18 protein-coding genes, 1 tRNA gene and 1 pseudogene are annotated in these 24,073 nt (G+C 68.3%); 5 read left to right on the top strand and 15 right to left on the bottom strand.

Annotated elements, in window-relative coordinates:
• Positions 1–21: 21 nt before the first annotated feature.
• From glyA to DEJ51_RS22880, 14 genes are all read right to left on the bottom strand, one after another.
• The gene (gene glyA, locus DEJ51_RS22945; protein ID WP_150259363.1) at positions 22–1,251 is read right to left on the bottom strand and encodes a serine hydroxymethyltransferase; all 1,230 of its coding nucleotides are present in this window, start codon (positions 1,249–1,251) and stop codon (positions 22–24) included.
• A gap of 264 nt (positions 1,252–1,515) precedes the next feature.
• Positions 1,516–2,172: a protein-tyrosine-phosphatase gene (locus DEJ51_RS22940; protein WP_150259361.1), complete on the bottom strand. Its 657-nt coding sequence runs from the start codon at positions 2,170–2,172 to the stop codon at positions 1,516–1,518.
• Positions 2,169–2,816, bottom strand: a complete 648-nt coding sequence (locus tag DEJ51_RS22935; protein WP_030720925.1) for an L-threonylcarbamoyladenylate synthase — start codon at positions 2,814–2,816, stop codon at positions 2,169–2,171. Before DEJ51_RS22935 ends, DEJ51_RS22940 begins: the two co-directional genes overlap by 4 nt.
• Before the next feature lie 49 nt (positions 2,817–2,865).
• A complete protein-coding gene (gene prmC / locus DEJ51_RS22930) occupies positions 2,866–3,711 on the bottom strand; it encodes a peptide chain release factor N(5)-glutamine methyltransferase (RefSeq protein WP_030008688.1) in 846 nt (281 codons plus the stop codon).
• 49 nt (positions 3,712–3,760) lie between these two features.
• Positions 3,761–4,840 (bottom strand): peptide chain release factor 1, encoded by a 1,080-nt coding sequence (prfA, locus tag DEJ51_RS22925; RefSeq protein ID WP_150259359.1) that lies wholly within the window; start codon positions 4,838–4,840, stop codon positions 3,761–3,763.
• A 126-nt stretch (positions 4,841–4,966) separates the two neighbouring features.
• Positions 4,967–5,185, bottom strand: coding sequence for a 50S ribosomal protein L31 (gene rpmE / locus DEJ51_RS22920; protein WP_030008686.1), 219 nt, complete (start codon positions 5,183–5,185; stop codon positions 4,967–4,969).
• A 183-nt stretch (positions 5,186–5,368) separates the two neighbouring features.
• Positions 5,369–6,472 carry an LCP family protein gene (locus DEJ51_RS22915; RefSeq protein WP_150259357.1) on the bottom strand — a complete coding sequence of 368 codons (1,104 nt, stop codon included), beginning with the start codon at positions 6,470–6,472 and terminating at the stop codon, positions 5,369–5,371.
• A 221-nt stretch (positions 6,473–6,693) separates the two neighbouring features.
• Entirely contained in the window at positions 6,694–8,769 is a 2,076-nt protein-coding gene (gene rho / locus DEJ51_RS22910) for a transcription termination factor Rho (RefSeq protein ID WP_150259355.1), read from the bottom strand.
• A gap of 432 nt (positions 8,770–9,201) precedes the next feature.
• Positions 9,202–10,128: a homoserine kinase gene (gene thrB / locus DEJ51_RS22905; RefSeq protein WP_150259353.1), complete on the bottom strand. Its 927-nt coding sequence runs from the start codon at positions 10,126–10,128 to the stop codon at positions 9,202–9,204.
• A gap of 346 nt (positions 10,129–10,474) precedes the next feature.
• A complete protein-coding gene (gene thrC / locus DEJ51_RS22900; RefSeq protein WP_150259352.1) occupies positions 10,475–11,545 on the bottom strand; it encodes a threonine synthase in 1,071 nt (356 codons plus the stop codon).
• Between the two features lie 6 nt (positions 11,546–11,551).
• Positions 11,552–12,841 (bottom strand): homoserine dehydrogenase, encoded by a 1,290-nt coding sequence (locus DEJ51_RS22895; RefSeq protein ID WP_150262093.1) that lies wholly within the window; start codon positions 12,839–12,841, stop codon positions 11,552–11,554.
• Between the two features lie 126 nt (positions 12,842–12,967).
• Positions 12,968–14,359 (bottom strand): diaminopimelate decarboxylase, encoded by a 1,392-nt coding sequence (gene lysA / locus DEJ51_RS22890; RefSeq protein ID WP_150259350.1) that lies wholly within the window; start codon positions 14,357–14,359, stop codon positions 12,968–12,970.
• A 19-nt stretch (positions 14,360–14,378) separates the two neighbouring features.
• Positions 14,379–15,314, bottom strand: a complete 936-nt coding sequence (gene nrtL / locus DEJ51_RS22885; RefSeq protein ID WP_150259348.1) for an ArgS-related anticodon-binding protein NrtL — start codon at positions 15,312–15,314, stop codon at positions 14,379–14,381.
• Positions 15,315–15,407: 93 nt separating this feature from the next.
• The gene (locus DEJ51_RS22880; protein ID WP_411757341.1) at positions 15,408–15,893 is read right to left on the bottom strand and encodes a response regulator; all 486 of its coding nucleotides are present in this window, start codon (positions 15,891–15,893) and stop codon (positions 15,408–15,410) included.
• A 106-nt stretch (positions 15,894–15,999) separates the two neighbouring features.
• Between DEJ51_RS22880 and DEJ51_RS22875 the strand changes: the two genes are divergently transcribed.
• A tRNA-Arg gene (locus DEJ51_RS22875) sits at positions 16,000–16,071 on the top strand.
• A 222-nt stretch (positions 16,072–16,293) separates the two neighbouring features.
• On the opposite strand, the pseudogene DEJ51_RS22870 reads toward DEJ51_RS22875, so the two are convergent.
• Positions 16,294–17,107, bottom strand: a pseudogene (locus tag DEJ51_RS22870) (site-specific integrase); the annotation flags it as partial.
• A gap of 173 nt (positions 17,108–17,280) precedes the next feature.
• On the opposite strand from DEJ51_RS22870, the gene DEJ51_RS22865 reads away from it, so the two are divergent.
• From DEJ51_RS22865 to DEJ51_RS22850, 4 genes are all read left to right on the top strand, one after another.
• A complete protein-coding gene (locus DEJ51_RS22865) occupies positions 17,281–17,490 on the top strand; it encodes an e9imm peptide (protein WP_150259344.1) in 210 nt (69 codons plus the stop codon).
• Between the two features lie 2,394 nt (positions 17,491–19,884).
• On the top strand, positions 19,885–21,963 hold the full coding sequence (locus DEJ51_RS22860) for a sensor histidine kinase (RefSeq protein WP_190620577.1): 2,079 nt from the start codon (positions 19,885–19,887) through the stop codon (positions 21,961–21,963).
• A complete protein-coding gene (locus DEJ51_RS22855; RefSeq protein ID WP_150259340.1) occupies positions 21,960–22,709 on the top strand; it encodes a hypothetical protein in 750 nt (249 codons plus the stop codon). The genes DEJ51_RS22860 and DEJ51_RS22855 overlap by 4 nt, the downstream gene beginning before the upstream one ends.
• Complete coding sequence (locus DEJ51_RS22850) at positions 22,706–23,767, top strand: ComEC/Rec2 family competence protein (protein WP_190620575.1); 1,062 nt, start codon at positions 22,706–22,708, stop codon at positions 23,765–23,767. The genes DEJ51_RS22855 and DEJ51_RS22850 overlap by 4 nt, the downstream gene beginning before the upstream one ends.
• Positions 23,768–24,073: the final 306 nt, after the last annotated feature.

Here is a 24,073-nt window from a genome sequence, read left to right as displayed (position 1 = left end):
AGTACACCCTGCTTGTCCTGCTTACTCCCCGTAAGGGGGAAATCCTGTCGTGAGCTCGCCGACCTCCGTACGTGTCTTCACGCCGTCCCCGCCGAGTGCGGCGGCGAACAGCGCCGCGATCCGGACCATCTCGTCCTCCCCCATCCCCTGGGTGGTCACGGCGGCCGTTCCCAGCCGGATGCCGCGCTGGTCCCCGTACGGAAGGGCGCAGGTGTCCAGCACGATCCCGGCGGCGGCCAGCCGGCCGCGGGCGGTCGGGCCGTCCACACCCAGCGGCGCCGGATCGGCGGTGATCAGGTGGGTGTCGGTGCCGCCCGTGGTGAGGGCGAATCCGTGCTCCTGCAGCGCGCCCGCCAGCACCCGGGCATTGGCGACGACCCGGTGCGCGTACGTGGTGAAGGCCGGCCGGGCCGCCTCGCCGAAGGCCACGGCCTTGGCGGCGATGGTGTGCATCTGGGCCCCGCCCTGGGTGAAGGGGAACACCGCCCGGTCGACGCGCTCCGCGTACTCGGCGCCGCACAGCACCATGCCGCCGCGCGGGCCGCGCAGCACCTTGTGCGTGGTGGCGCAGACGATGTCGGCGTACGGGACGGGGCTGGGCGCGGCCCCGCCGGCCACCAGGCCGATCGGATGGGCGGCGTCGACGATGAGGTAGGCCCCGACCTCGTCGGCGATCTCCCGGAAGGCCGAGTACTCGGGATGGCGGGGGTAGCAGATGGAGCCGCACACGATCGCCTTGGGACGGTGCGCGTGCGCGAGGCGCTGGACCTGCCGGTAGTCGATGAGGCCCGTCCCGGCGTCGACGCCGTAGCCGACGAAGTCGAACCACCGTCCGGAGAAGTTGGCGGGCGACCCGTGGGTGAGGTGTCCGCCGTACGGGAGCCCCATCGCCAGCACGGTGTCCCCCGGCCGCAGCAGGGCGGCGTACGCGGCCAGGACGGCGGAGGATCCGGAGTGCGGCTGCACGTTGGCGTGCTCGGCCCCGAAGAGCGCCGTGGCCCGCTCCATGGCGGTCCGCTCGGCCAGGTCGGCGTACTCGCACCCGCCGTGGTGCCGGGCTCCGGGGTACCCCTCGGCGTACTTGTTGGCGAGCGCGGACCCGAGCGCGGCGAGCACGGCGCCCGAGGTGAAGTTCTCCGCGGCGCTCAGCTGCAACGTGCCGGCCTGCCGCTGCCGCTCCCCGGCCAGTACGTCGGCCATCTGCGGGTCCTGCGCGCGCAGCAGGTCCGTGGGCTGGGTGATGACGCTCATGGCGGCGCTCCAGGGGTACCGGGTTACCAGCCACTGTAGGCCCGCGGCCCCCGCCGTGCCCGGTCAGCGCGCGGCGAGCCCCTCCCCGGCGCCGGCGCTCGCCCCGCTCGCTCAGCGCGCGGCCGTCACACCCGTCCCGTCAGGGCCGTCACCACCGGATCCAGCGCCTGGCTGAACCCCTCCTCGACGCGTCACTCGCACCGCTCGGCCCGAGGGGCCTCCCGGGCTTCGCCCCGCTGCGCCGGCCTCCGGCCGGACGGACGTTCAGCGCGCCGCCGTCACACCCGTCAGGGCCGTCACCACGGGATCCAGCGCCTGGTTGATCTCGTCGCCGATCGAGCGGAAGAAGGTGATCGGGGCCCCGTACGGGTCGTACACCTCGTCCGCGTCGGGGGACGGTGCCAGCAGCCAGCCGCGCAGGGCCGCGGCGGCCCGTACGAGCGCCCGGGCGCGCTCCGCCATGCCGTCGTCCAGCGGCGGCAGCGTGGCCGGATCTATCGCCCGCACCAGCCGGGTGAACTCCTTCAGCGTGAAGGTGCGCAGCCCCGCCGAGTGGCCCATCGAGATGACCTGGGCCCGGTGGTCACGGGTGGCGGTCAGTACCAGGTCGGCGCGTATGACGTGCTCGTCGAGCAGCTCCCGCCCGGTGAACCCGGACGCGTCGGCACCGAAGTCGGCCAGCACCGCGGCCGCGTTCGCCTCCATCGGGGCGCCCTCGTGGCCCCAGGTGCCGGCGCTCTCCACGATGAGGTCGCCGGTGACCAGGCCGCCGAGGCGGTGCGAGAGGGCATGCCGCGTCAGCCGCTCGGTGATGGGCGAGCGGCATACGTTCCCGGTGCTGACGTGGAGTATGCGGAAAGTGTTTCCCCCGGCTGCCGCCGGCCGGTACCCCCCTGCTATGCCACGCCCCTCAGGGCTCACGGGGCGACCTCAAGGTCGGGTACGACCTCCCGCAGCTGGTCTGCGGTGAGTGCCCCCTCGCGCAGCAGGACGGGAACCTTCCCGGTGACGTCGACGATCGAGGACGGCTGGATACCGGGGGTCGGGCCGCCGTCCAGGTACACGGACACGGAGTCCCCGAGCATCTCGCGCGCGGCGTCGCAGTCCTCGGGCGCCGGGTGGCCGGACAGGTTGGCCGAGGACACCGCCATCGGGCCGACCTCCGTCAGCAGCTCGATCGCGACGGGGTGCAGCGGCATGCGTACGGCGACGGTGCCCTGGGTGTCGCCGAGGTCCCACGCCAGCGAGGGCTGGTGCTTGGCGACCAGCGTCAGCGCGCCCGGCCAGAAGGCGTCGACGAGCTCCCAGGCCTGCTCGGAGAAGTCCGTGACGAGGCCGTGGAGCGTGTTCGGGGAGCCGATGAGCACCGGGGTGGGCATACCGCGCCCGCGGCCCTTGGCGGCGAGCAGGTCGTGGACGGCCTCCGGGCTGAAGGCGTCCGCGCCGATCCCGTACAGGGTGTCGGTGGGCAGCACGACGAGCTCTCCGCGGCGCACGGCGGATGCGGCTTCACGCAGACCCGTCTTACGGTCCGTCGCGTCGTTGCAGTCGTATCGCCGGGCCATCAGCGCGTCTCCTCGTGCGGCAGGGGGGTGGCGGGAAGCGTCGCGCCGGTCACGGCAGGGCCTTGCGGGCGGTCGCGAAGCGCGGGCGGTTGTTGAGGTCCGGGTGGTCGGCCGCGTCGGCCCAGCCCCGCTCCTCGGCGAAGATCCACGGGACCTGGCCGCCCTGGGTGTCGGCGTGCTCGATGACGACGATGCCGCCGGGGCGCAGCAGCCGGTGGGCGGTGCGCTCGATCCCGCGGATGGTGTCGAGGCCGTCCTCGCCGGAGAAGAGCGCCATCTCCGGATCGTGGTCGCGGGCCTCTGGGGCGACGTACTCCCACTCGGTGAGCGGGATGTACGGCGGGTTGGAGATGACCAGGTCGACCTGGCCGTCGAGCTCGGGCAGCGCGCTCAGGGCGTCGCCCTGGTGGACGGTGACCCGGGAGCCCTCGGCGTTCTTACGGGTCCACCGCAGGGCGTCCTCGGACAGCTCGACCGCGTGCACGCGCGAGCGCGGCACCTCCTGGGCCATGGCCAGCGCGATGGCGCCGGAGCCGGTGCACAGGTCCACGATCAGCGGCTCGACGACGTCCATGGCGCGCACGGCGTGTATGGCCCAGTCCACGACCGACTCGGTCTCGGGCCGCGGCACGAAGACCCCGGGCCCGACCTGGAGCTCCAGGTACCGGAAGAAGGCGCGGCCGGTGATGTGCTGGAGCGGCTCGCGCGCCTCGCGGCGGGCGACGGCCTCCCAGTAGCGGGCGTCGAAGTCCGCGTCCTTGACGTGGTGCAGTTCCCCCCGTTTGACGCCGTGCACGAAGGCGGCGAGCTCCTCCGCGTCGAAGCGCGGTGAGGGCACGCCGGCGGCGGCCAGCCGCTGGGTGGCCTGGGCCACCTCGGCAAGCAGCAAGTTCACGCTGGTCCTCCGGGCTGCTGTCGTACGGGGGGGTGGTGCGGGGGTCGGGTCAGTGCGCGGCCGCGAGCTTGGCCGCGGAGTCCGTGTCGACGCAGGCCTGGATGACCGCGTCGAGGTCACCGTCGAGCACCTGGTCCAAGTTGTACGCCTTGAAACCGGTCCGGTGGTCCGAGATCCGGTTTTCCGGGTAGTTGTACGTACGGATCTTCTCGGAACGGTCCACGGAGCGCACCTGGCTGCGGCGCACGTCGGAGGCCTCCTGCTCGGCGGCCTCCTGGGCGGCAGCCAGCAGGCGCGAACGCAGGATGCGCATGGCCTGCTCCTTGTTCTGGAGCTGGCTCTTCTCGTTCTGGCAGGAGGCGACCACACCGGTCGGGATGTGCGTGATGCGCACGGCCGAGTCGGTGGTGTTGACGGACTGGCCGCCGGGGCCCGACGAGCGGTACACGTCGATGCGGAGGTCGTTCATGTTGATCTCGACCTCGACCTCCTCGGCCTCCGGGGTGACGAGGACGCCGGCGGCGGAGGTGTGGATGCGGCCCTGGGACTCGGTGGCGGGAACGCGCTGCACGCGGTGCACGCCGCCCTCGTACTTCAGGCGGGCCCACACGCCCTGGCCGGGCTCGGTGGCGCCGTTGCCGCCCTTGGTGCGGACGGAGACCTGGACGTCCTTGTAGCCGCCGAGCTCGGACTCGGTGGCGTCGATGATCTCGGTCTTCCAGCCCACGCGCTCGGCGTAGCGCAGGTACATGCGCAGCAGGTCGCCGGCGAACAGCGCCGACTCGTCGCCGCCCGCGCCGGCCTTGACCTCCAGGAGGACGTCCTTGTCGTCGCTGGGGTCGCGCGGAACGAGCAGCAGGCGGAGCTTCTCGGTGAGCTCCTCGCGCTGTGCGGTCAGTTCCTTGGCCTCGGCGGCGAAGTCGGGGTCGTCGGCCGCGAGCTCCTTGGCCGTCTCGATGTCCTCGGCGGACTGCTTCCAGGCACGGAAGGTCGCGACGATCGGGGTCAGTTCCGCGTAGCGCTTGTTCAGCTTGCGCGCGTTGGCCTGATCCGAGTGGACCGAAGGGTCGGCGAGCTTCTTCTCAAGATCGGCGTGTTCGCCGACCAGTTCCTCGACCGCTTCGAACATCGGGGGACTCCTGGGGTGAAAAGTACGGAGGACTGCTGGGGGGACGTGCCGGAACGACGACAAAGGCGCCGGTCCGGCCGCCCCCGAGTGGACAGGGGGCGGCCGGAGACCGGCGCCTGGGTCGCGCTACTTCTTGGCCGCGCCCTTGCCGAAGCGCGCCTCGAAGCGGGCCACACGGCCACCGGTGTCGAGGATCTTCTGCTTGCCCGTGTAGAACGGGTGGCACTCGGAGCAGACCTCGGCACGGATGGTGCCCTCGGTCAGGGTGCTACGGGTGGTGAACGACGCGCCGCAGGTGCAGCTGACCGCGGTCTCGACGTACTCGGGGTGAACATCGCGCTTCAAGGTGTCTCCTAGATTCGGGAGGGCGCCGGGTCGCAGGAGCCGAATTGCGTACTGCGTGAACCGGGGCCGACAGACCAGTCTGCCAGGACCGGGCCGCCTGTCAAAATTCTGAGGACGCCTCCCTCAACGGCACGGGGGCGGCATCTATTCCGCACCGGTCCGCGGGCCCTGCCGGGAGGGGTTCTACCGGACGATCGACCCGGCGGCGCTCTTGTCCCCGGCGGAGTTCGCGGTGGCCTCGGCCGGGATCGGCCGGTCCGCCAGCAGGGCGTCCCAGACCATCTTCGTCTCCTTGGTGAGCGGGGCCACGCGGTTCGCGTCGCGGGGGTCCGTGGTCACCGGCAGCGTGATCATCTGCATGTCCTGGGCGTCGATGCCCTGGAGCCCCTGCGCGAAGCCCATGAGGGACTTCACGTCGCCGAGCGCCTTGTCGGTGGTGATCGCCTTGGTCGCGGAGTCGGCGAGGTCGAGCAGCTTCTTGGGGTTGTCGAAGAGCCCGATGCCCTTCACCTGCTTGATGAGCGCTTTGATGAAGGCCTGCTGGAGCTGTATTCGGCCCAGGTCGCTGCCGTCACCGACGCTCTTGCGGGTGCGTACGAGGCCGAGGGCCTGTTCGCCGTCGAGCTTGTTGGTGCCGGCCGGGAGGTCGAGGTGGCTGGCCCCGTCCTTGATCGGCTTGGTGGTGGTCACCTCGACGCCGCCGAGGTTGTCGATGATCTTCTTGAAGCCGGTGAAGTCGACCTCGATGTAGTGGTCCATGCGGATCCCCGACATCTTCTCGACGGTCTTGACCGCACAGGCGGCCCCGCCGACGGTGAACGCCTCGTTGAACTGGGTGCGCTGGCCTCCGGGGTCGGTCTTGCCGCCCGGCGTCGCGCAGGAGGGCCGGGAGATCATGGTGTCGCGCGGTATGGACACGACACTGGCCTTCTCGTGGCCCTCGTAGAGGTGGATGATCATCGCCGTGTCGGAGCGGGCCGAGCCGCCGTCGTCCTGGCCGTACTCGCCGTTGGCGCCGCCGCGGGAGTCGGAGCCGAGGACGAGGATGTCCATCGAGCCGTTGTCGACGTTCTGCGGGCGGTCGGTGCCGAGCGCCTGGTCGATGTCGACGGTCTTCAGGTTGCCGTTGAACTTGAAGTAGAAGTAGCCGAGACCCGTTCCCCCCAGCAGGACCACCCCCGCGGCGCTCCAGGCTGCGACGGCGAGCGCCTTGCGGCGCTTGGCCGGTTTGCGGCGGGCGCGCCGGGCGGCGGCGCGCCCGCCGTGCTCCTTGCTGTCCTCGGTCATGCTCTCCTCGGTCCTGTGTCCGGTCCCCTGGTCGTTCCGGCCCGCCGTCCACCCCGCGGTTCCTCTGACACAGACGGGCGTACGGGGCGCGGGGTTCCATTCCCGGCCGAACCGCCCCACTGCTGCACTGGGCCGCGCGTACCCGGAAAAGCCGCCCGTACGCGCGACAGCCCCCGCCGCGGGTGCGGCGGGGGCTGTCGCGGTGATGCGCGAGCCGGACGTCAGTCGTCGTTCTTGCCCGACGGGGTCGTCTTCGCGATCTGCATCAGGAACTCGGCGTTCGACTTCGTCTGCTTCATCTTGTCGAGGAGCAGTTCGATCGCCTGCTGCGAGTCGAGCGCGTGCAGCACCCGGCGCAGCTTCCAGACGATGGCGAGCTCTTCCGCGTTGAGGAGGATCTCCTCCTTGCGGGTGCCCGACGGGTCGACGTCGACGGCCGGGAAGATGCGCTTGTCGGCGAGCTTCCGGTCGAGCTTGAGCTCCATGTTGCCGGTGCCCTTGAACTCCTCGAAGATCACCTCGTCCATGCGCGAGCCGGTGTCGACCAGCGCGGTGGCCAGGATGGTCAGCGAGCCGCCGTCCTCGATGTTGCGCGCGGCACCGAAGAAGCGCTTCGGCGGGTACAGCGCGGTCGAGTCGACACCACCGGACAGGATGCGGCCGGAGGCGGGCGCCGCGAGGTTGTACGCGCGGCCCAGACGGGTGATGGAGTCCAGCAGGACGACCACGTCGTGACCCAGCTCGACGAGACGCTTGGCGCGCTCGATGGCCAGCTCGGCGACGGTGGTGTGGTCCTCGGCCGGGCGGTCGAAGGTCGAGGAGATGACCTCGCCCTTGACCGACCGCTGCATGTCGGTGACCTCTTCCGGACGCTCGTCGACCAGGACGACCATCAGGTGGCACTCGGGGTTGTTCGTGGTGATCGCGTTGGCGATCGCCTGCATGATCATGGTCTTGCCGGTCTTCGGCGGGGCCACGATCAGACCTCGCTGGCCCTTGCCGATCGGCGACACGAGGTCGATGATGCGGGTCGTCAGCACGCCCGGGTCGGTCTCCAGACGGAGCCGGTCCTGGGGGTACAGCGGGGTCAGCTTCTGGAACTCCGGGCGGCCGCGGCCGGATTCGGGCGCCATGCCGTTCACCGAGTCCAGACGCACGAGGGCGTTGAACTTCTCGCGGCGCTCGCCGTCCTTGGGCTGGCGCACGGCACCGGTGGTGTGGTCACCCTTGCGCAGACCGGCCTTGCGGACCTGGGCGAGGGAGACGTACACGTCGTTGGGGCCGGGCAGGTAGCCCGAGGTCCGGATGAACGCGTAGTTGTCGAGGATGTCCAGGATGCCCGCGACGGGGATCAGCACGTCGTCGTCGGCGACCTGCGGCTCGCTCGGCGCGAACTCGTCGCGGCCACGGCGGCCACGGCGGTCGCGGTAGCGGCCGCGACGGCCACGACGGCCGTCCTCACCGTCGAAGTCGTCCTGGGGACCGTTGTCCTGGCGGTCCTGACGGCCCTGCTGACCCTGGCCCTGGCCCCGGCCGCCCTGCTGCTGGCGGTCGGCGCGGTCCTGACGGCCGCCGCCCTGCGCGCCCTGGCCCTGACCCTGGCCGCCCTGGCCCTGGCCACCCTGGCCCTGGTCGTCGCCCTTGGCGCCGCGGTCACGGCGGTCGCGCTGGCGGTCGGCACGGTCGCCGCGGTCACGGCGGTCGCGACGGCCACGGCCTTCGCCGTCCTGGCCCTGCGCCTGGCCGGCGGAGACCGCGGTGGCGGCTTCGGCCTTGGCCTCGGAGGGAGCGGTGGCGGCGGGCGCGGTCTCGGTCTTCTGCTCGACCTGTACGGCGACGGGGGCCGAGGCCTCCGGGCTGCCGGACGGGGCCGTGGCGCGACGGCGGCGGCGCTCGCCGGCCGGGGCGTCGTCGGAGGCCGGCTGGCCCGGGATCTCGATCTGCGCCTGCGCGGCGGGCTTCTCGGCGGGCGCCTCGGCGGCGGCCTCACCCGTGCGGGCCTTGCTGGTGGCACGGCGCTTCGGCTTGGCCTCGGCGGTGTCTGCGGCAGTGGAGGCGGCGGCCTTGGGGGCACCGCTGCCCGCCTGCGCCTCCTTGATGACCTCGATCAGCTGGCTCTTGCGCATCCGCGCGGTGCCCCTGATCCCGAGGCCCGACGCGACCTGCTGCAGCTCGGCCAGGACCATGCCGTCAAGGCCGGTGCCGGTGCGTCGACGCTTGGGTGCGGCGCCCGCGGCGGGGGCGCTGGTGTCGACAGAGGTGTCGGCAGCGCCCATCAGATCGGTGGTGTCGCTCACGAAGGGTCCTTCCCTGGAGCGGACGTCGGCCTGTCTGGCTCGGCGACCGGTTGTGCTGTCCGACAACGGTCCTAGGTGTGGACCGTGCCGGGGCGGTGGTCCGCCGGTAGAAATACGGCGGAAGAAACGTGCATGGCTGGTTCCGGCGAGAAGCCCCCGAGCTGAAAGCGTGGGAATGTCACGCCGATTCCGGAGCGTGCTCGAAACTGCTGGAAGTGATCAAAGCAGTCGGGGAGGCTCCCGGAAGAAATGTGGTCCCGGATGGGGACACTGAGCACCGAGCCATGACGGCTTCCGATGCGCACTTGAGACTAACACTACCGGATCCAATAGATATTCCCCCTCTCAATCACCGGCAATCGCGCCCTTCCGTGCGGGCGGCCTGCCCTGACCGCCCGCCCCTGACCGGCTGTGCTGCCCGGGAATGCGGGTCTAGCCGCCCTGGGTGCCCAGCGGAAGCACGCTCGCGCCCGCGGTGTCGAGTGCGAGCCGGTTGGCCGCCCACCCGTCACCCGCGAGCTGCGCGACCTTGTCGGCCGCGCCGTTGTCGACCAGCGCGAGGACCGTGGGTCCCGCGCCGGAGATGACCGCGGGGATCCCGTCCGCCCGCAGCCTGTTGACGAGTGCCACGCTCTCGGGCATCGCCGGGGACCGGTACTCCTGGTGGAGCCGGTCTTCGGTGGCCGGCAGGAGCAGCTCGGGACGCCTGGTCAGGGCTTCCACGAGCAGGCCCGCGCGGCCCGCGTTGACGGCCGCGTCCACGTGCGGGACGGTGCGCGGCAGCAGGCCGCGCGCCGTCTCCGTGAGGACGGGCCGGGAAGGTACGAAGACCACCGGAACGATGGATTCGGCGGGCTCCATCCGGATGGCCTTGGCGCTGCCGCCGTCCATCCAGGCGAGGGTGAATCCGCCGAGCAGACAGGCGGCGACGTTGTCGGGGTGGCCCTCGATCTCGGTGGCGAGCTCCAGCAGCGCCGCGTCGTCGAGCTTGGCCTCGCCGCCTATGGTCACGGCGCGGGCGGCGACGATGCCGGCGCAGATGGCGGCGGAGGAGGAGCCGAGGCCGCGGCCGTGCGGGATGCGGTTCGCGCAGACGACCTCCAGGCCGCGCGGCTGGCCGCCCAGCAGGTCGAAGGCGGTGCGCATGGAGCGTACGAGCAGGTGGCTCTCGTCCCGCGGGAGGGTGTCGGCGCCCTCACCCGCGATGTCGATGTTCAGGCCGGAGTCGGCCACCCGGACGACTACGTCGTCGTAGAGCCCCAGGGCCAGACCCAGGGCGTCGAAGCCCGGGCCGAGATTGGCACTGCTGGCGGGGACGCGCACCCGTACGGCGGCGGCGCGGAACGCTGGACCGGCCATCGTCCGATGACACTCCTTGTGACTGTGCGAGATCTTCGCTCTTCGCTGGCTCGCTGCGAATGTACTGGAGAACGTACGACACCCGAAGGCCCTCGGGGCAGCACCGCAGTCATATGCGCGGTGGCGGATGTAGGTACAGCGTATCGAAGGAAGGTTCTCTCGCGACATAGGGCGCACGGGAGGCGCACGATGCGTGTCGCGGACTTCGACCGAATTCGACCGACTTCAGCCGTATTTTTGTCGTCGTACGGGGTGAGTTGCCGGGTTCCGAAGGATCTCAGGAAGGCCCCTGCGGACCCTCACGAGCCCTCCGGAACCCGGCTCACGCGGTACTGCGGCGCCTTCCTCAGACCAGGCCGAGGCGCGCGGCGGCGGCTTCGGCGTCCACCGGAACGGTGACCGGCTGCGGAGCGCCGGCGATCGCCCAGTCGGGGTCCTTCAGGCCGTTGCCGGTGACGGTGCACACGATCTTCTGACCGGGGTCGACCAGGCCCAGCTCGGCGGCCTTGAGCAGACCGGCCACCGAGGCGGCCGAGGCGGGCTCGACGAAGACGCCCTCCTGGGAGGCCAACAGCCGGTAGGCGGCCAGGATCTGGCGGTCCGTCACCTCGTCGATGAAGCCGCCCGACTCGTCCCGCGCGGCCAGCGCGTAGTCCCAGGAGGCCGGGTTGCCGATCCGGATCGCGGTGGCGATGGTGTGCGGCTCCTTGACGACCTCGCCACGCACGATGGGCGCGGAACCCGAGGCCTGGAAACCCCACACGCGGGGCGTACGGGTGGACAGGCCGTCGGCCTTGTACTCCTTGAACCCCTTCCAGTACGCGGTGATGTTGCCCGCGTTGCCGACCGGCAGCACGTGGATGTCGGGTGCGTCGCCGAGCGCGTCGACGATCTCGAACGCGGCCGTCTTCTGACCCTCGATACGCACCGGGTTGACCGAATTGACCAGCGCGACCGGGTAGTTGTTGGAGAGCGCGCGGGCCAGGTTCAGGCAGTCGTCGAAGTTGCCGTCCACCTGCAGGATCTTGGCGCCGTGCACCAGCGCCTGGCCCATCTTGCCGAGCGCGATCTTGCCGCGGGGCACCAGCACCGCAGAGACCATCCCGGCGCGCACCGCGTACGCGGCGGCGGAGGCGGAGGTGTTGCCGGTGGAGGCGCAGATGACCGCCTTCGCACCCTCCTCCTTGGCCCTGGTGATCGCCATGGTCATGCCGCGGTCCTTGAAGGACCCGGTGGGGTTCGCCCCCTCGACCTTCAGGTGCACCTCGCATCCGGTGCGCTCGGAGAGCACCTGGGCGGGGACGAGGGGAGTGCCGCCCTCGCGGAGCGTCACCACGGGAGTCGTGTCCGTCACCGGCAGGCGGTCCCGGTACTCCTCGATGATGCCGCGCCACTGGTGGGTGCGATTGCTGCTCATGGGTCCTTACTCCCCTTCAACACGCATGATGCTGGCGACACCGCGGACGGTGTCCAGCTTCCGCAGCGCCTCGACGGTCCCGGAGAGGGCGGCGTCGGGTGCGCGGTGAGTGACGACGACGAGGGAGGCCTCGCCGTCCTTGCCCTGCTGGCGGACGGTGTCGATCGAGACACCGTGCTCCGCGAAGGTCGTCGCCACCTGGGCGAGGACGCCCGGCTTGTCCGCCACATCGAGGCTGATGTGGTAGCGGGTGACGACCTCGCCCATGGGGCTGACCGGCAGCTGGGTGTACGCCGACTCGCCGGGCCCCGTTGCCTCGGCGAGCTTGTTGCGGGCGACGGCGACGAGGTCGCCGAGGACCGCGGACGCGGTGGGCGCACCGCCCGCGCCGGGCCCGTAGAACATGAGCCGCCCGGCGGCCTCCGCCTCGACGAAGACGGCGTTGTACGCCTCGCGGACGGAGGCGAGCGGGTGGGTGAGCGGGATCATCGCCGGGTGGACGCGGGCGGTGACGGACTCGCCGTCGGCGGCGCGCTCCAGGATGGCGAGGAGCTTGATGGTGCAGCCCATCCGCTTGGCGGAGGCGAAGTCGGCCGCGCTGACCTCCGTCATGCCCTCGCGGTACACGTCGTCCAGGCGGACGCGGGTGTGGAAGGCGATGCCGGCCAGGATCGCGGCCTTGGCGGCGGCGTCGTAGCCCTCGACGTCGGCGGTCGGGTCGGCCTCGGCGTACCCGAGGGCCGTGGCCTCGTCGAGCGCCTCCTGGTACCCGGCGCCGGTGGAGTCCATCTTGTCGAGGATGAAGTTCGTCGTGCCGTTGACGATGCCCATCACGCGGTTGATCTTGTCGCCGGCGAGCGACTCGCGCATCGGGCGGACCAGCGGGATGGCACCGGCGACGGCGGCCTCGTAGTACAGGTCGCGGCCGTGCTGCTCGGCGGCGGCGTGCAGGGCGGCGCCGTCCTGGGCGAGCAGCGCCTTGTTCGCGGAGACCACGGAGATGCCGTGCTCGAAGGCGGTGGTGATGAGGGTGCGGGCGGGCTCGATGCCGCCGATGACCTCGATGGCGATGTCGATGTCACCGCGTTTGAGGAGGGCGGTCGCATCGGTGGTGACCAGCGCGGGGTCGATGCCCTCGCGGACCTTGGAGGGGCGGCGCACGGCCACGCCGGCGAGCTCGACGGGCGCGCCGATCCTCTGCGTGAGGTCGTCGGCGTGCGTCGTCATGATGCGAGCCACCTCTGAGCCGACGACTCCACAGCCCAGCAGCGCCACCTTCAGCGGACGCGTACGCATCATTCGACCTACGCCTTTCGATCTTCCATCAGTACCCCGCGGGCGGTTTGCCCGCCGGGTGGAACCAGTCTCACTCAATGGACAGCACTTTCCATCCTCGGTCCATTGAGTGAGACACCTATTTCATCATCCGAGGTCGAGACGCAGGAGATCTTCCTCCGTCTCCCGGCGGACGATCACCCGGGCCTGTCCGTCGCGCACGGCGACGACGGGCGGGCGCAGGGCGTGGTTGTAGTTGCTGGCCATGGATCGGCAGTACGCGCCGGTGGCGGGGACGGCCAGCAGGTCGCCGGGGGCGAGGTCGGCGGGCAGGAACGCGTCCTTCACGACGATGTCGCCGCTCTCGCAGTGCTTGCCGACGACGCGGACGAGCATGGGCTCGGCGGTGGAGGTACGGGAGACGAGCGCGATGGAGTACTCGGCGTCGTACAGGGCCGTACGGATGTTGTCGGACATCCCGCCGTCGACGCTCACGTAGGTCCGCAGGCCTTCGAGCGGCTTGATCGTCCCCACCTCGTACAGCGTGAACGCGGTCGGGCCGACGATGGCGCGGCCGGGCTCCACGGAGATCCGCGGGGCGCGCAGCCCGGCGCTCTCGCACTCCCGGGCCACGATCTCGTGCAGGGCCTTGGCGATCTCGTGGGGCTCGCGCGGGTCGTCGTTCGAGGTGTACGCGATACCGAGGCCACCGCCGAGGTCGATCTCGGGCAGCTCCACCCCGTGCTCGTCGCGGACGGCGGCGAGCAGCCGCACGACGCGCTTGGCGGAGACCTCGAAGCCGGCCATGTCGAAGATCTGCGAGCCGATGTGGGAGTGGACGCCCAGCAGCTCCAGCGAGTCGTGCCCGAGCGCCCGGCGCACGGCCTCGGCGGCGGACCCGTCGGCCACCGCGATGCCGAACTTCTGGTCCTCGTGGGCGGTGGCGATGAACTCGTGGGTGTGCGCCTCGACGCCGACGGTCACGCGGATCTGGACGGGCTGGCGCACGCCCAGCTCACGGGCGACGTGCGCGACGCGGGCGATCTCCTGGAAGGAGTCGAGCACGATGCGCCCGACTCCGGCCTCGACGGCCCGGCGGATCTCGCCCTCGGACTTGTTGTTGCCGTGGAAGGCGATCCGGTCGGCCGGCATCCCGGCGGCGAGGGCGGTGCTCAGCTCCCCGCCGGAGCACACGTCCACGTTGAGCCCCTCTTCCTTCAGCCACTTCACGACGGCCTTGGAGAGGAACGCCTTGCCGGCGTAGAACACGTCGGCGTCGGGGCCGAAGGCGTGCGCCCAGGCACGGCAGCGGGCCCGGAAGTCCTCCTCGTCGAGGAAGTAGGCGGGGGTCCCGAACTCCTCGGCGAGCCGGGTGACTTCGATGCCGCCGACGCTCACGACGCCCTCGCTGTCGCGCGTGACGGTCCGCGCCCAGACCTTCTCGTCCAGCGCGTTCAGGTCGGCGGGCGGCGGGGAGTAGTGCCCCTCGGGCAGGACGTCGGCGTGGCGGGGCCCGGCGGGGTGCGCGGAACGGCTCATCGGTATCTCTCTTCGCGGGTCACAGGCGTGTCGGTGCGTCTATGCCGAGCAGGGCCAGGCCGCCGGCCAGCACCGTCCCGGCGGCTTCGGCAAGGGCCAGCCGGGCACGGTGGGCGGCCGAGGGTTTCTCGTCGCCCCGGGGCAGGACGCGGTACTGGAAGTCGAGCAGTGCGTCGGCCAGCTCGACGAGGTGCCGGGCGAGCCGCTCGGGCGCACGGTGGTGCGCGGCGGCTTCGAGGACGAGGGGGTGGTCGGCGAGGACGCGCAGCAGGGCGGGCGCGTCGACGTCGTCACCGGCTTCGGGGCGGAACCCGAGCTGCTCGGCGTTGCGTACGAGCGCGTGGGCGCGGTCGTGGGCGTACCGCACCCGGAAGAGCTCGTTGCCCTCCCCCTGTACGAGCAGCGCGTCGCCGAACTCGGGCGTCTCGCGGGCGGGGGTGGTGAGCGCGGCCCAGGCGACGGCGTCGGCCCCGTACCGCGCGAGGACGTCCCCGTCGCGGCGGGCGACGGGCGCGACGGAGCTGTCGGGACCGGGCCCGACCCCCTGCGCGGCCTCGATCCGCGCGACGGCGGCCCGTACGAGGCGCTCGCGCAGCTCCCGGGACGGCGGCGCTTCGGGGACGTCGATCACGGTGACCCGTCGCACGTCACGTACGAGGCGGGCGGCGGACAGGGCGCTCAGCGAGAAGTTCAGGAAGCCGGCCCCGGTGACCTCGACGCGCTCGATCCCGGCCACTCGGCCCAGCCGCCGGGCCAGCACCTCGGCCACCTCGGCCGGCCGCACCCCGGCACCCTTCGCGATCTGGAAGGCGACGGGAGTGGCGTACTCCCCCACCCCGCCGGGCCGGGTCCGCTCGACCACCACCCGCGCGGGCACCGCCCCGGCCAGCTCACCGTCCTCGACGGCGCGGCGCACGGCGCTCACGACGCAACGGGAGAGGTCGGCGGGGGTCACGGGACCAGCCTAGGGGAGACGCCCCGTCATCAGTCGAAGGGTTTCGCCATGTGAACAGCGCACTGGACGACGGGCGCCGGCGCGGAGGGCGCCCTACTGGAGGGGACCGCCCCGGCCCCTCCCGGCGGGCGCCCCTTTCCTCCCGTCGCGCCGGTCCTTGTGCTCGATGAGCCGGCGCACGACCCGTACCAGTTCGGTGGGCTCGAACGGCTTGGCGAGGAAGGCATCCACCCCGGCCGCGATCCCGGCCTCCACCTCGTGCTGCGTACAGGCGCTGACGATGGCGACGGGCACGTCCCTGGTCCGCGGGTCGGCCCGCAGCTGCGCGGCCGCTCCGAACCCGTCCAGCCGGGGCATGACCACGTCGAGGGTGATCGCGTCAGGACAGACCTGGTGCACGACGTCCAGGCACTCGGCACCATCGTTCGCGGTCACGACCTCGAAGCCCTCCAGCTCGAGATTGACCTTGATCAGCTGCCGGATGACCTTGTTGTCGTCGACAACAAGCACCCGGCCTGAGACGCCTGGCACAACTCGAGAGTAGGTCCGCCCGGGGCCCCGCGTCCGGGTTTTCGCCACTTCCACCCCCTGCGGGCGAACCACTCCCTCCTCCCCCGCAAACCGGTTCCTGATCACCCCACCGAAGCTGGTAGTGTTCAACCCGTCGCCGCAACACCGACGACGCGCCCCCGTAGCTCAGGGGATAGAGCAACGGCCTCCGGAGCCGTGTGCGCAGGTTCGAATCCTGCCGGGGGCACTTCGCATGAAGTGCCCAAAGACCCCGCCATCAGCGGCAACGCTGAAGCCGGGGTCTTCGCGTATGTACAGCCAACTGCCGCCCTGTGCACCCGTATGTCAGACCCTGTGGACTATTCACGGACAGGATCTTGACGCATCGCCGCAGGTCAGCCGGAGAAACGCGGAAGGCCCCCGGACAGGTCCAGGGGCCTCGCACTCGCACCGCATCACCGGCTAGCGATCACTCGTACTCGCGCAGCAGATCTTCGATCCGGCGGTTGGCCACCTCCTGGCGCCCGTCGAGGCACTTCGCGTACCGACTGAGCAGCACCTCCACGCTGTTGCCCGCCCGCTCGGCGACCTCGGTCGGGTCGACGCCGGCGTTGAGCCACGGGGAGAGCGCCGAGTGCCGGAGGTCGTACGCCCGACTGGCGAGCGGAGTGGCGACGACGGCCGGCGGCAGGGCCAGGGTCCGAGCTTCCTGCCACACCCGGTAGCACGTGGAGGAGGACACCACTCCCCCACCCACGCTGGCGAACAGCCTGCCGTCCGCGGCCGTGCCGAAGGTGTCCAGGTGTCGCGGAGGATGGACACGAACCGGGGCGGGATCGGCACCGGGCGGACGTCTGCGGTGGGCCGGTTCTTCAGGCCGCGATCGTCGTGACTCTGCCCGGAGTGGGTCCACTGCTTCCCGACGCTCGGCCGGGTCCGGTGCAGCAGCGCGGTGTCCCAACCGGAGTCCGGCAGGGTCAGGTCCGGCTCGGCCAGCCCCACGGCTTCGGCCGGCCGAAAGCCCCCGAAGTACCGGCATAGAGGCCCACCAGACGCCGGTCGCGGGCCCGGCGGTAGCCACCGACGTACGAGACCGCGTGCAAACGCGAGCGGGCCTGCTCCGGTTCGGCCACCACCCGGGGACCGACCTCATTCGACACCTTGGGCTTCTGCCAGCGGATGGCCGCCAGGGGGATTTCCCGGAACTCTCTGAGGTCGACGGCGTAGAGCAGGGCGTTCACCAGCGTGCGCCGCTTCCGCCGTACGGTCCCGGCAGCCGCTGCGAGCCGACTGGCGGCACAGAGCCCGCCTCAGCGGAATCGACCGCAAGCGCGTGGCTCACTCCCGACGAGGTCGCAGCCCAGATGTCCGCGATCTACGCGATCCACCTCCTGGACGCCCTGGACGAAGCAGACCCCCACGTCCGCAGCCACGACGGCCGCCAGTTCCTCACGACGTGACACGCGACGAAGCCGTGCAACTCGTCCAACGCCTCATGAACGGCAGCATCACCAACGAGGCCGAAGCAGACACAGCCCTGGAGTCCCTCAAAGTCGGACTCAGGTGTCCGCACATCACCGACTACATCTTCTGGGACTTCGACCCCGACCTGACTGCCGAGAAGGTCGTAAACCGAGCACTGGCACAAGAACCCTTCGCGCTCTGAACCGGGCGCGGCAAAAGTTTCCCTACTTCATCAAGGCTCGCTTCGCTCGCTCGTCCGGCGGTCGACGGTGCTTGTCGATCATCGCCAACCCGACCGCCGCACACTCCGCCCAGGCGCATCAACGGCCGCTCCCGGCCCACATGCCACCGCCACCACGATCCGGCCCTGGAAGGGGAAAGACGCAACAGCGGTCGGACCTCAAAGCCCTGCTTCTGGGGCCACCACGCACCCCTTTCCACCCGGTTGTCTACACCAGTAGGTCGGACCAACCGAGGGCCGCGCAAGCGCGGCGGCGCCGGCCGGCCGCCGCCGCGCCGCCTCCATGTCTTCGCCACCGGCCGCACGTCGCCGCCCGTCCGTCGCCACACGCAGCGACCACATTCCAACACGAGCACGGGGACGAACGGTGATCCCCAACGTTGCAGGTCAAAGACACTTTGTGCTATCGAAAGAGGCCGGATCGTGGTGGCGGTGGCATGCGGGCCGACACTGCCAGATGCGCGGGCGCTCACAGGGCCCGCTGATCCCGCACCGGGCCACCGGCCGGACGGCGGGCGCGGCCATGAGGGGAGAAATCCGTCGTGGCTGGGGCGGTCGGCTCCGCGACTTTGGCCAGGAGCTGCTTTGGCGCGAGCCTCGAAGATCATGGCCCCAACATCGTGCTTTACCGGGCAGGTCCACAGACTGCCCGACGCGCCGGAAGCTTACGGGGCCATGATCACTCGCACCAAAGCAACTCCTGGCCAAAGTCGCTACGCCGACCACGTGTTGCCTGGTCCACCCTCAAATCCCCAGCGTGCGCCACCACGTAGACGCGCCGAGTTCCCTGCTGCAGAATCTGACCACCGGGCACGCCCTGAAGTGCCTACAGTGTTGGCGACTCAGAAAGGCGCATCGCCCACATGCGAGGCACTACCAGCCCCTACTCCGCCTACGTCGATGAGCTAGCTCTCCTCGCACAGGATGTAGCAAGTGGCTCATGGCGACGGATCGAAGAGGACGTGAGCCTGGCGTTGAACGGTCAGGCTTCCGAACGGCTACGCCAGCTCGTCCCTTTGACGACGAGACGCACACACGGCGCCTTCTTCACCACGGGCGCAGTACGCACGTCGTTCAGCAAGGTGCTGCAAGACCTGCCCTCATCTACACGCAGGTTCTGGGACCCATCCTGCGGTGCAGGGGATCTACTGCTTGCCGCATCCGACCTTCTCCCTTTGGGAAAAAGTACCGACGAGACGTTAGCCATCTGGTCGCGGAGCCTGCGGGGCAGCGATCTGCAGCCCGAGTTTGTAGCTGCCGCACGACTACGCCTGTTCCTCGCTGCGGCCCACAGGACACGCGCAGCAGGAGCCGAACCGGGACCGAGCAATGGCCACCTTCGCTCGAACCTGCTGCGCTCACTCAGAGTCGAGGACGGCCTGGCTGCACTGCACTCAGCTCGCAGCTTCACCGGCAACGTGCTCCTCAACCCGCCTTTTGGCGCCATGCCGGCCGACACGCGCTGGAGTTGGGCTTCAGGCGCAGTGTCTCAAGCCGCCGTGTTCACCCTTGCAGCTTCCAAGGCGCTCGCCGTGGGTAGTCAACTAACCGCCGTGCTCCCAGACGTTCTACGCAGCGGCAGTCGCTACGAGCGATGGCGACAGCAAGTTGCCGAGCACCTCAGCGTGCAAGCTGTCCAGACACAGGGGCAGTTCGACCCGCACACGGATATCCATGTGTTTCTGATGTCGGGAACGCGTCACCGGCGTTCGAAGGAACGAACTGGCGCAGATGCAGCCTGGTGGACAGCCGAGCGAGCTACGCAGAGCCTGGGAGATCTGTTTGAGGTGCGAGTCGGGCCCGTCGTGGACAACCGTGATCCACACGAAGGTCCTGAGGTGCCGTTCCTCAAGGCCCGAGCACTGCCTCCCGCCGGGGATGTTGGCGTGCCCAAGCAAGCTCGTCGCTTCTCGGGGCGCCTGATAGAGCCACCTTTTGTGGCTATACGGCGCACGTCGCGGCCGGGCCAGGGCGCGGGGGGACACAGTCGCGGCGTCGGAGTGCTGTTGACAGGGCATGCTCCCGTTGCTGTCGACAACCACATCATCACAGCGCGACCATTGGACGGACGCGAGGAAACATGCCGAAACCTCCTGAAAGTGTTGGCCTCACCACCCGTGACGGCCTGGCTGGACGAGCGCATCCGGTGTAGGCACCTCACCGTGCGAGCCGTGCGCGAGATCCCCTGGAACGAGGCCTAGCCTGTTGGCAACATGACCCTCTGTTGCTAACTGGGCACGATAGATAACATGCGATCAGCTGGCCAGGCGACTGGGACTGTGGCCGTTCCACGGCCACTATGGGGAGGCAAGGATGAGTCGACATCTGCGATTCGCGCCGGAGATCCTTGCGCGCTTGGGTGAAGAGCTGGTCCCACATCCGGACCTCGGCGTCATGGAGTTGGTCCGCAACGCCTACGACGCCGACGCAACCATTTGCACCATCCGCCTACTTGAGGCTGATCGCGCTGGTGGCACCCTCATCGTTGAAGATGACGGTACAGGCATGGACGAGGACAGCATCTATGACAGCTTCCTCCTCTTAGGCCGCTCCGCTAAAACCTCGTCTCCTATCACGCCGGGCGGACGACAAAAGGTGGGCGAGAAGGGCCTTGGTCGGCTGGCGGCGCTGCGACTCGGAGCGCACGTTGAACTAGAGACACGACCAGCCAACACTCCCGGGCACGCACATGTGCTCGTGATTGACTGGACGAAGTACGACTCCGTGCACGCTGTAGAAGACGTGCCACTTACAGTCATCAACAAAACGACTTCGGAACCTCCGGGGACGCGCGTCACGATTAGTAGACTCCGCGAGCCATTCGCTGAAGCGGACATAAAGCGGATGGCTCGCTCGGTCCTGCTTCTCACTGGACCCTTTCCCGAGAATTCGCCCTTCCGGGCAATTTTCGTTTCGGAGGAGTTCGACAAGCTGCTCGCTGACACATCTCGCGCCTACTTGGACCAAGCGGACTTTCGACTGTTCGCGGAAATAGACCCAGAAGGGTACGCCAAAGCGACGCTGCATGACTGGCGCGGTGAAGTAATTCACGAAGCGGGCCACGAACTGGTAGCCCTGAATCGAAAGCGAGGCGGGCGCGATGTGCACTTACCTTTCGAGCTCGCCCCACGAGCTAGCCTTGAGCTCTGGATGTTCCTCAAAGGCGGAAAGTCGCTTTCCCCTTTGAAAAACTCTCCTGACAGAGACCGCGTATGGCCTTGGCTTGACGTTGTGGGAGGCGTGCACCTAATTCACCGAGGGCTCAGGGTCACACCGTACGGCGATCCAGGAAACGACTGGCTGGAGCTTAATGCTCGCCGCACTGGTAGCCCCGAGGAGCGCCCTTCAACTCGAACGGCCGTTGGGCGCGTTGTCGTCGGCGACGATGCTCAGATTCTGCAGCCCAAAACCGACCGAACAGGCTTCGTTGAAACACCGTCCTTCGTTGACCTCAGGGAATTCGCCATCAGGGCAACAGACTGGGCAGCTGCGGTCCGATTGAAAGATGCCGAAGTCAGGCGTCGCGAGCAAGTACCCAAGACACGCACCCGAATGAAGACTGCCGAGGACGAGCTCCGCAAGACTGTGCGCAGTCTCCCGCCGAGGTACAGGGAAATAGTAGAGCGCCAAGTAAATACATATCGCGGCGAAACACAGCAGCACGTTAGAGCTGTGGAGCGAGATCTGAGGCTATACCGAACACTAAGCACTCTCGGCACAAGCACCGCGGTTTTCGCACACGAAGTATTGGGACCTGCTAGTCGACTCACTCGGATGGTCAGGGCGCTGGGTCAACTAATAGGAAACAAAGTCGGCCAGGAAACATATGACGCCGTCTTTGATGAGCCTATGTCCCGCATCGGGCGATCGCTCGACACCGTGCAAGCATTCGCCAATCTCTCGTTGGAGATGGTGAAGAAGCGCAAGCGAGATGCCGCTGATGTCGATGTTGACGAAGTATGCAGGGAGGTAGTGAAACTGTTCTCACCATATTTCAATGACCGTAACATTTCAGTGAAGACCGAGTTCGACACACAGACGATGAGGGTTCGTAGCACAGTCGCAGAGATTGAGGCAATCTGGGCGAACCTACTGACTAACTCTGCGCATGCTCTATTGCGTCAAGACATGCCGGATCGCGACCGTGAAATCCTCATCCGGACCCAGAGTGGTGAAGAGAGTGTCGTACTCACTATCGATGACTCAGGGCCCGGAATTCGAGACATGCCTATTGACGAGATCTGGTCACCTGGTAGGACATCACGCACCGACGGCACTGGGCTGGGCCTGACCATCGTGCGAGACGTAGTGGAAGAGCTAAAGGGTAAGAACCTCGCCTTCGAGACGGGTGAGCTCGGCGGTGCTCGAATTATGGTCCGCCTACCCGCCCAACCTGCTCCCGCCGCTATCAAACCCCCCGGAGCACTGTCATGAATGTGGAGCAGGACACCAGGCGACCTCTAGAAAAGCTCTTTCCTTGCGCTCAGGTACCTGAAGCGGGGTCACGTGTAGCGGTAGTCGATGACGACCCCGAGGAAGCTTACGCAACTGGAATGGTACTGTGTCTGGCGGGATACGAGCCCGTTGAGATCTCGCCGCAAAGGGAAGCGGCTGAGCGGATGCTGCAGCGCGTGACTGACAACTGCGTTGCAGCAGTCTTCGATCACAGGCTTAACGGCAGGATCAATGTCCCGTTCGATGGCGCCGAACTCGCCAGTCTTGCGTCCCAGAGAGGGTTCCCCGCCGTCCTGAGTAGTACGTACATCTCCCGAGACCAGGCAACCACAATACGGTTGCGGAGGGCCGAAATTCCATGCCTCCTCGACAAGGACGAGCAGAGTGCTGAAGCGATTCAGTCAGCGTTCGAGGCGATTGTCGCAGAGTTTCATGGTGACGTGCCGCGGACGCGGCTGGCCCTTCCCACAGTCATCGAGGTTCTCGGAGTACATGCCAACGAGGAAATGCCGACTGCGGAGGTGCTTGTCCCTGCGTGGCGACCTTCGGTGGCCATTCAGTTGCCTGCCGGCCTGATTACAGAAGGTACCGGTCTAGCGCTTCGCGAATTACGGAACCGTTGGGTCGAAGCCGAGGTGAACTGTCACGCCGAGAGGGAGCGAGACCTGTTTTTCAAGAACTTTTCACTTAGCCCCGAGCTTCCAGAGGATTGGATGCGCCCGTGACCAGCACAGCTACTGGGCAAATCACGGACACTCTGGAAGTGATTGTCCTCGATGTTGGACATGGGAATTGCGCTGTGGTGCGAGATAGCGATCGGTGCGTGGTCGTTGACGCCCCTCCCGGTCCAACTTTATTCGACGAGTTGGAACGCTGCGGGATTACCCACATTGATCACCTGGTACTTTCTCACAGCGACCTGGACCACATGGGCAGTGCCGTCAAACTTCTCTGGGATACCCGTTTCATCATCGGCATGATCTGGTACAACCCGGATGGCACTAAGCAGAGCAAAGCCTGGCAGAACCTGGCTAGGCAAGCCTATTTGCGCCACCGGGAAGGACGATTGCTTAATGGGCAACGTAACCTCAACACTGCTTCGACTGCAGACTTATCGTTCAGTAATCGAGTGAAGATCGAAGTCTTACATCCAGACCTAGAAATGGCAACACTCGGCCCCTCTGACGCTGCAACCCCACTGGGGCGACTTACCGCGAACACGCTGTCGGCCGTTCTTCGGATTTCCCTGCAAGACAACCCCGCGGTACTCTTGCCGGCTGACATTGACGCCCTGGCCCTTCAGCGCATGATTTCTCTCAACGCTGACCTGAAAGCTCATGTTCTGGTCTTCCCTCATCACGGGGGGAAGGCGAAGACGTCTGATTCCCGACAGTTCGCTACCGCGATATGTCAGGCTGTACAGCCAGAGTTCGTTCTTTTTTCGATGGCTCGCGGTGGCCGCTTTTCGAACCCCGACCCTGAAATGGTTGCGGGAGTGCGCGCGGCGCGACCTCAGGCTCACATCGCCTGTACGCAACTTTCGACACATTGCCACCGAGAGACACGCCTGCCGACCCAGAAAGCACACCTCAACCTTCATGCGGCGGCAGGTAGCTCGGCAGGGTCGTGTTGCGCCGGCACGGTAACTATAGGTCTTAATGGTGATGGCCTTCATATCACCCCCTCACCAGCGCAACATAAAGAGTTCATACAACTACTAGACCGCCCTCTCTGCCGTGCGGATGTCATTCCGGTTCCTCCACCACGTCCTCACGTCTGCTGAAGCATGTACGGCCTCCGGAGCCGCGCTGTGTCTGTGTGACCGTCACCCGCCGATCCACATCGAGCCACGGATCAGAAGACAGTCCACGGACCATCCGTGGACGAACCGCGTCTCACGAATCAATCAGACGCTTGTGACCTGCGCACATGTCTGAGACCGAAGGGCCCTCCGGAGCCGTGGGCGCAGGTTCGAATCCTGCCGAACGCACTCCAGCTAGCAGTGTGTAAGTGTGGTTGACCAGCTGAAGCGCCAGTATGAAGGCCCGAACTCAGCCCAGCTGAGTCCGGGCCTTTGTCGTTGTCACGC

The sequence above is a fragment of the Streptomyces venezuelae genome (genome assembly GCF_008642275.1).
Taxonomy (GTDB): Bacteria; Actinomycetota; Actinomycetes; order Streptomycetales; family Streptomycetaceae; genus Streptomyces; species Streptomyces venezuelae_E.
Note: the sequence above shows the minus strand (reverse complement) of the source record. Positions and strands in the feature narration are given on the sequence as shown.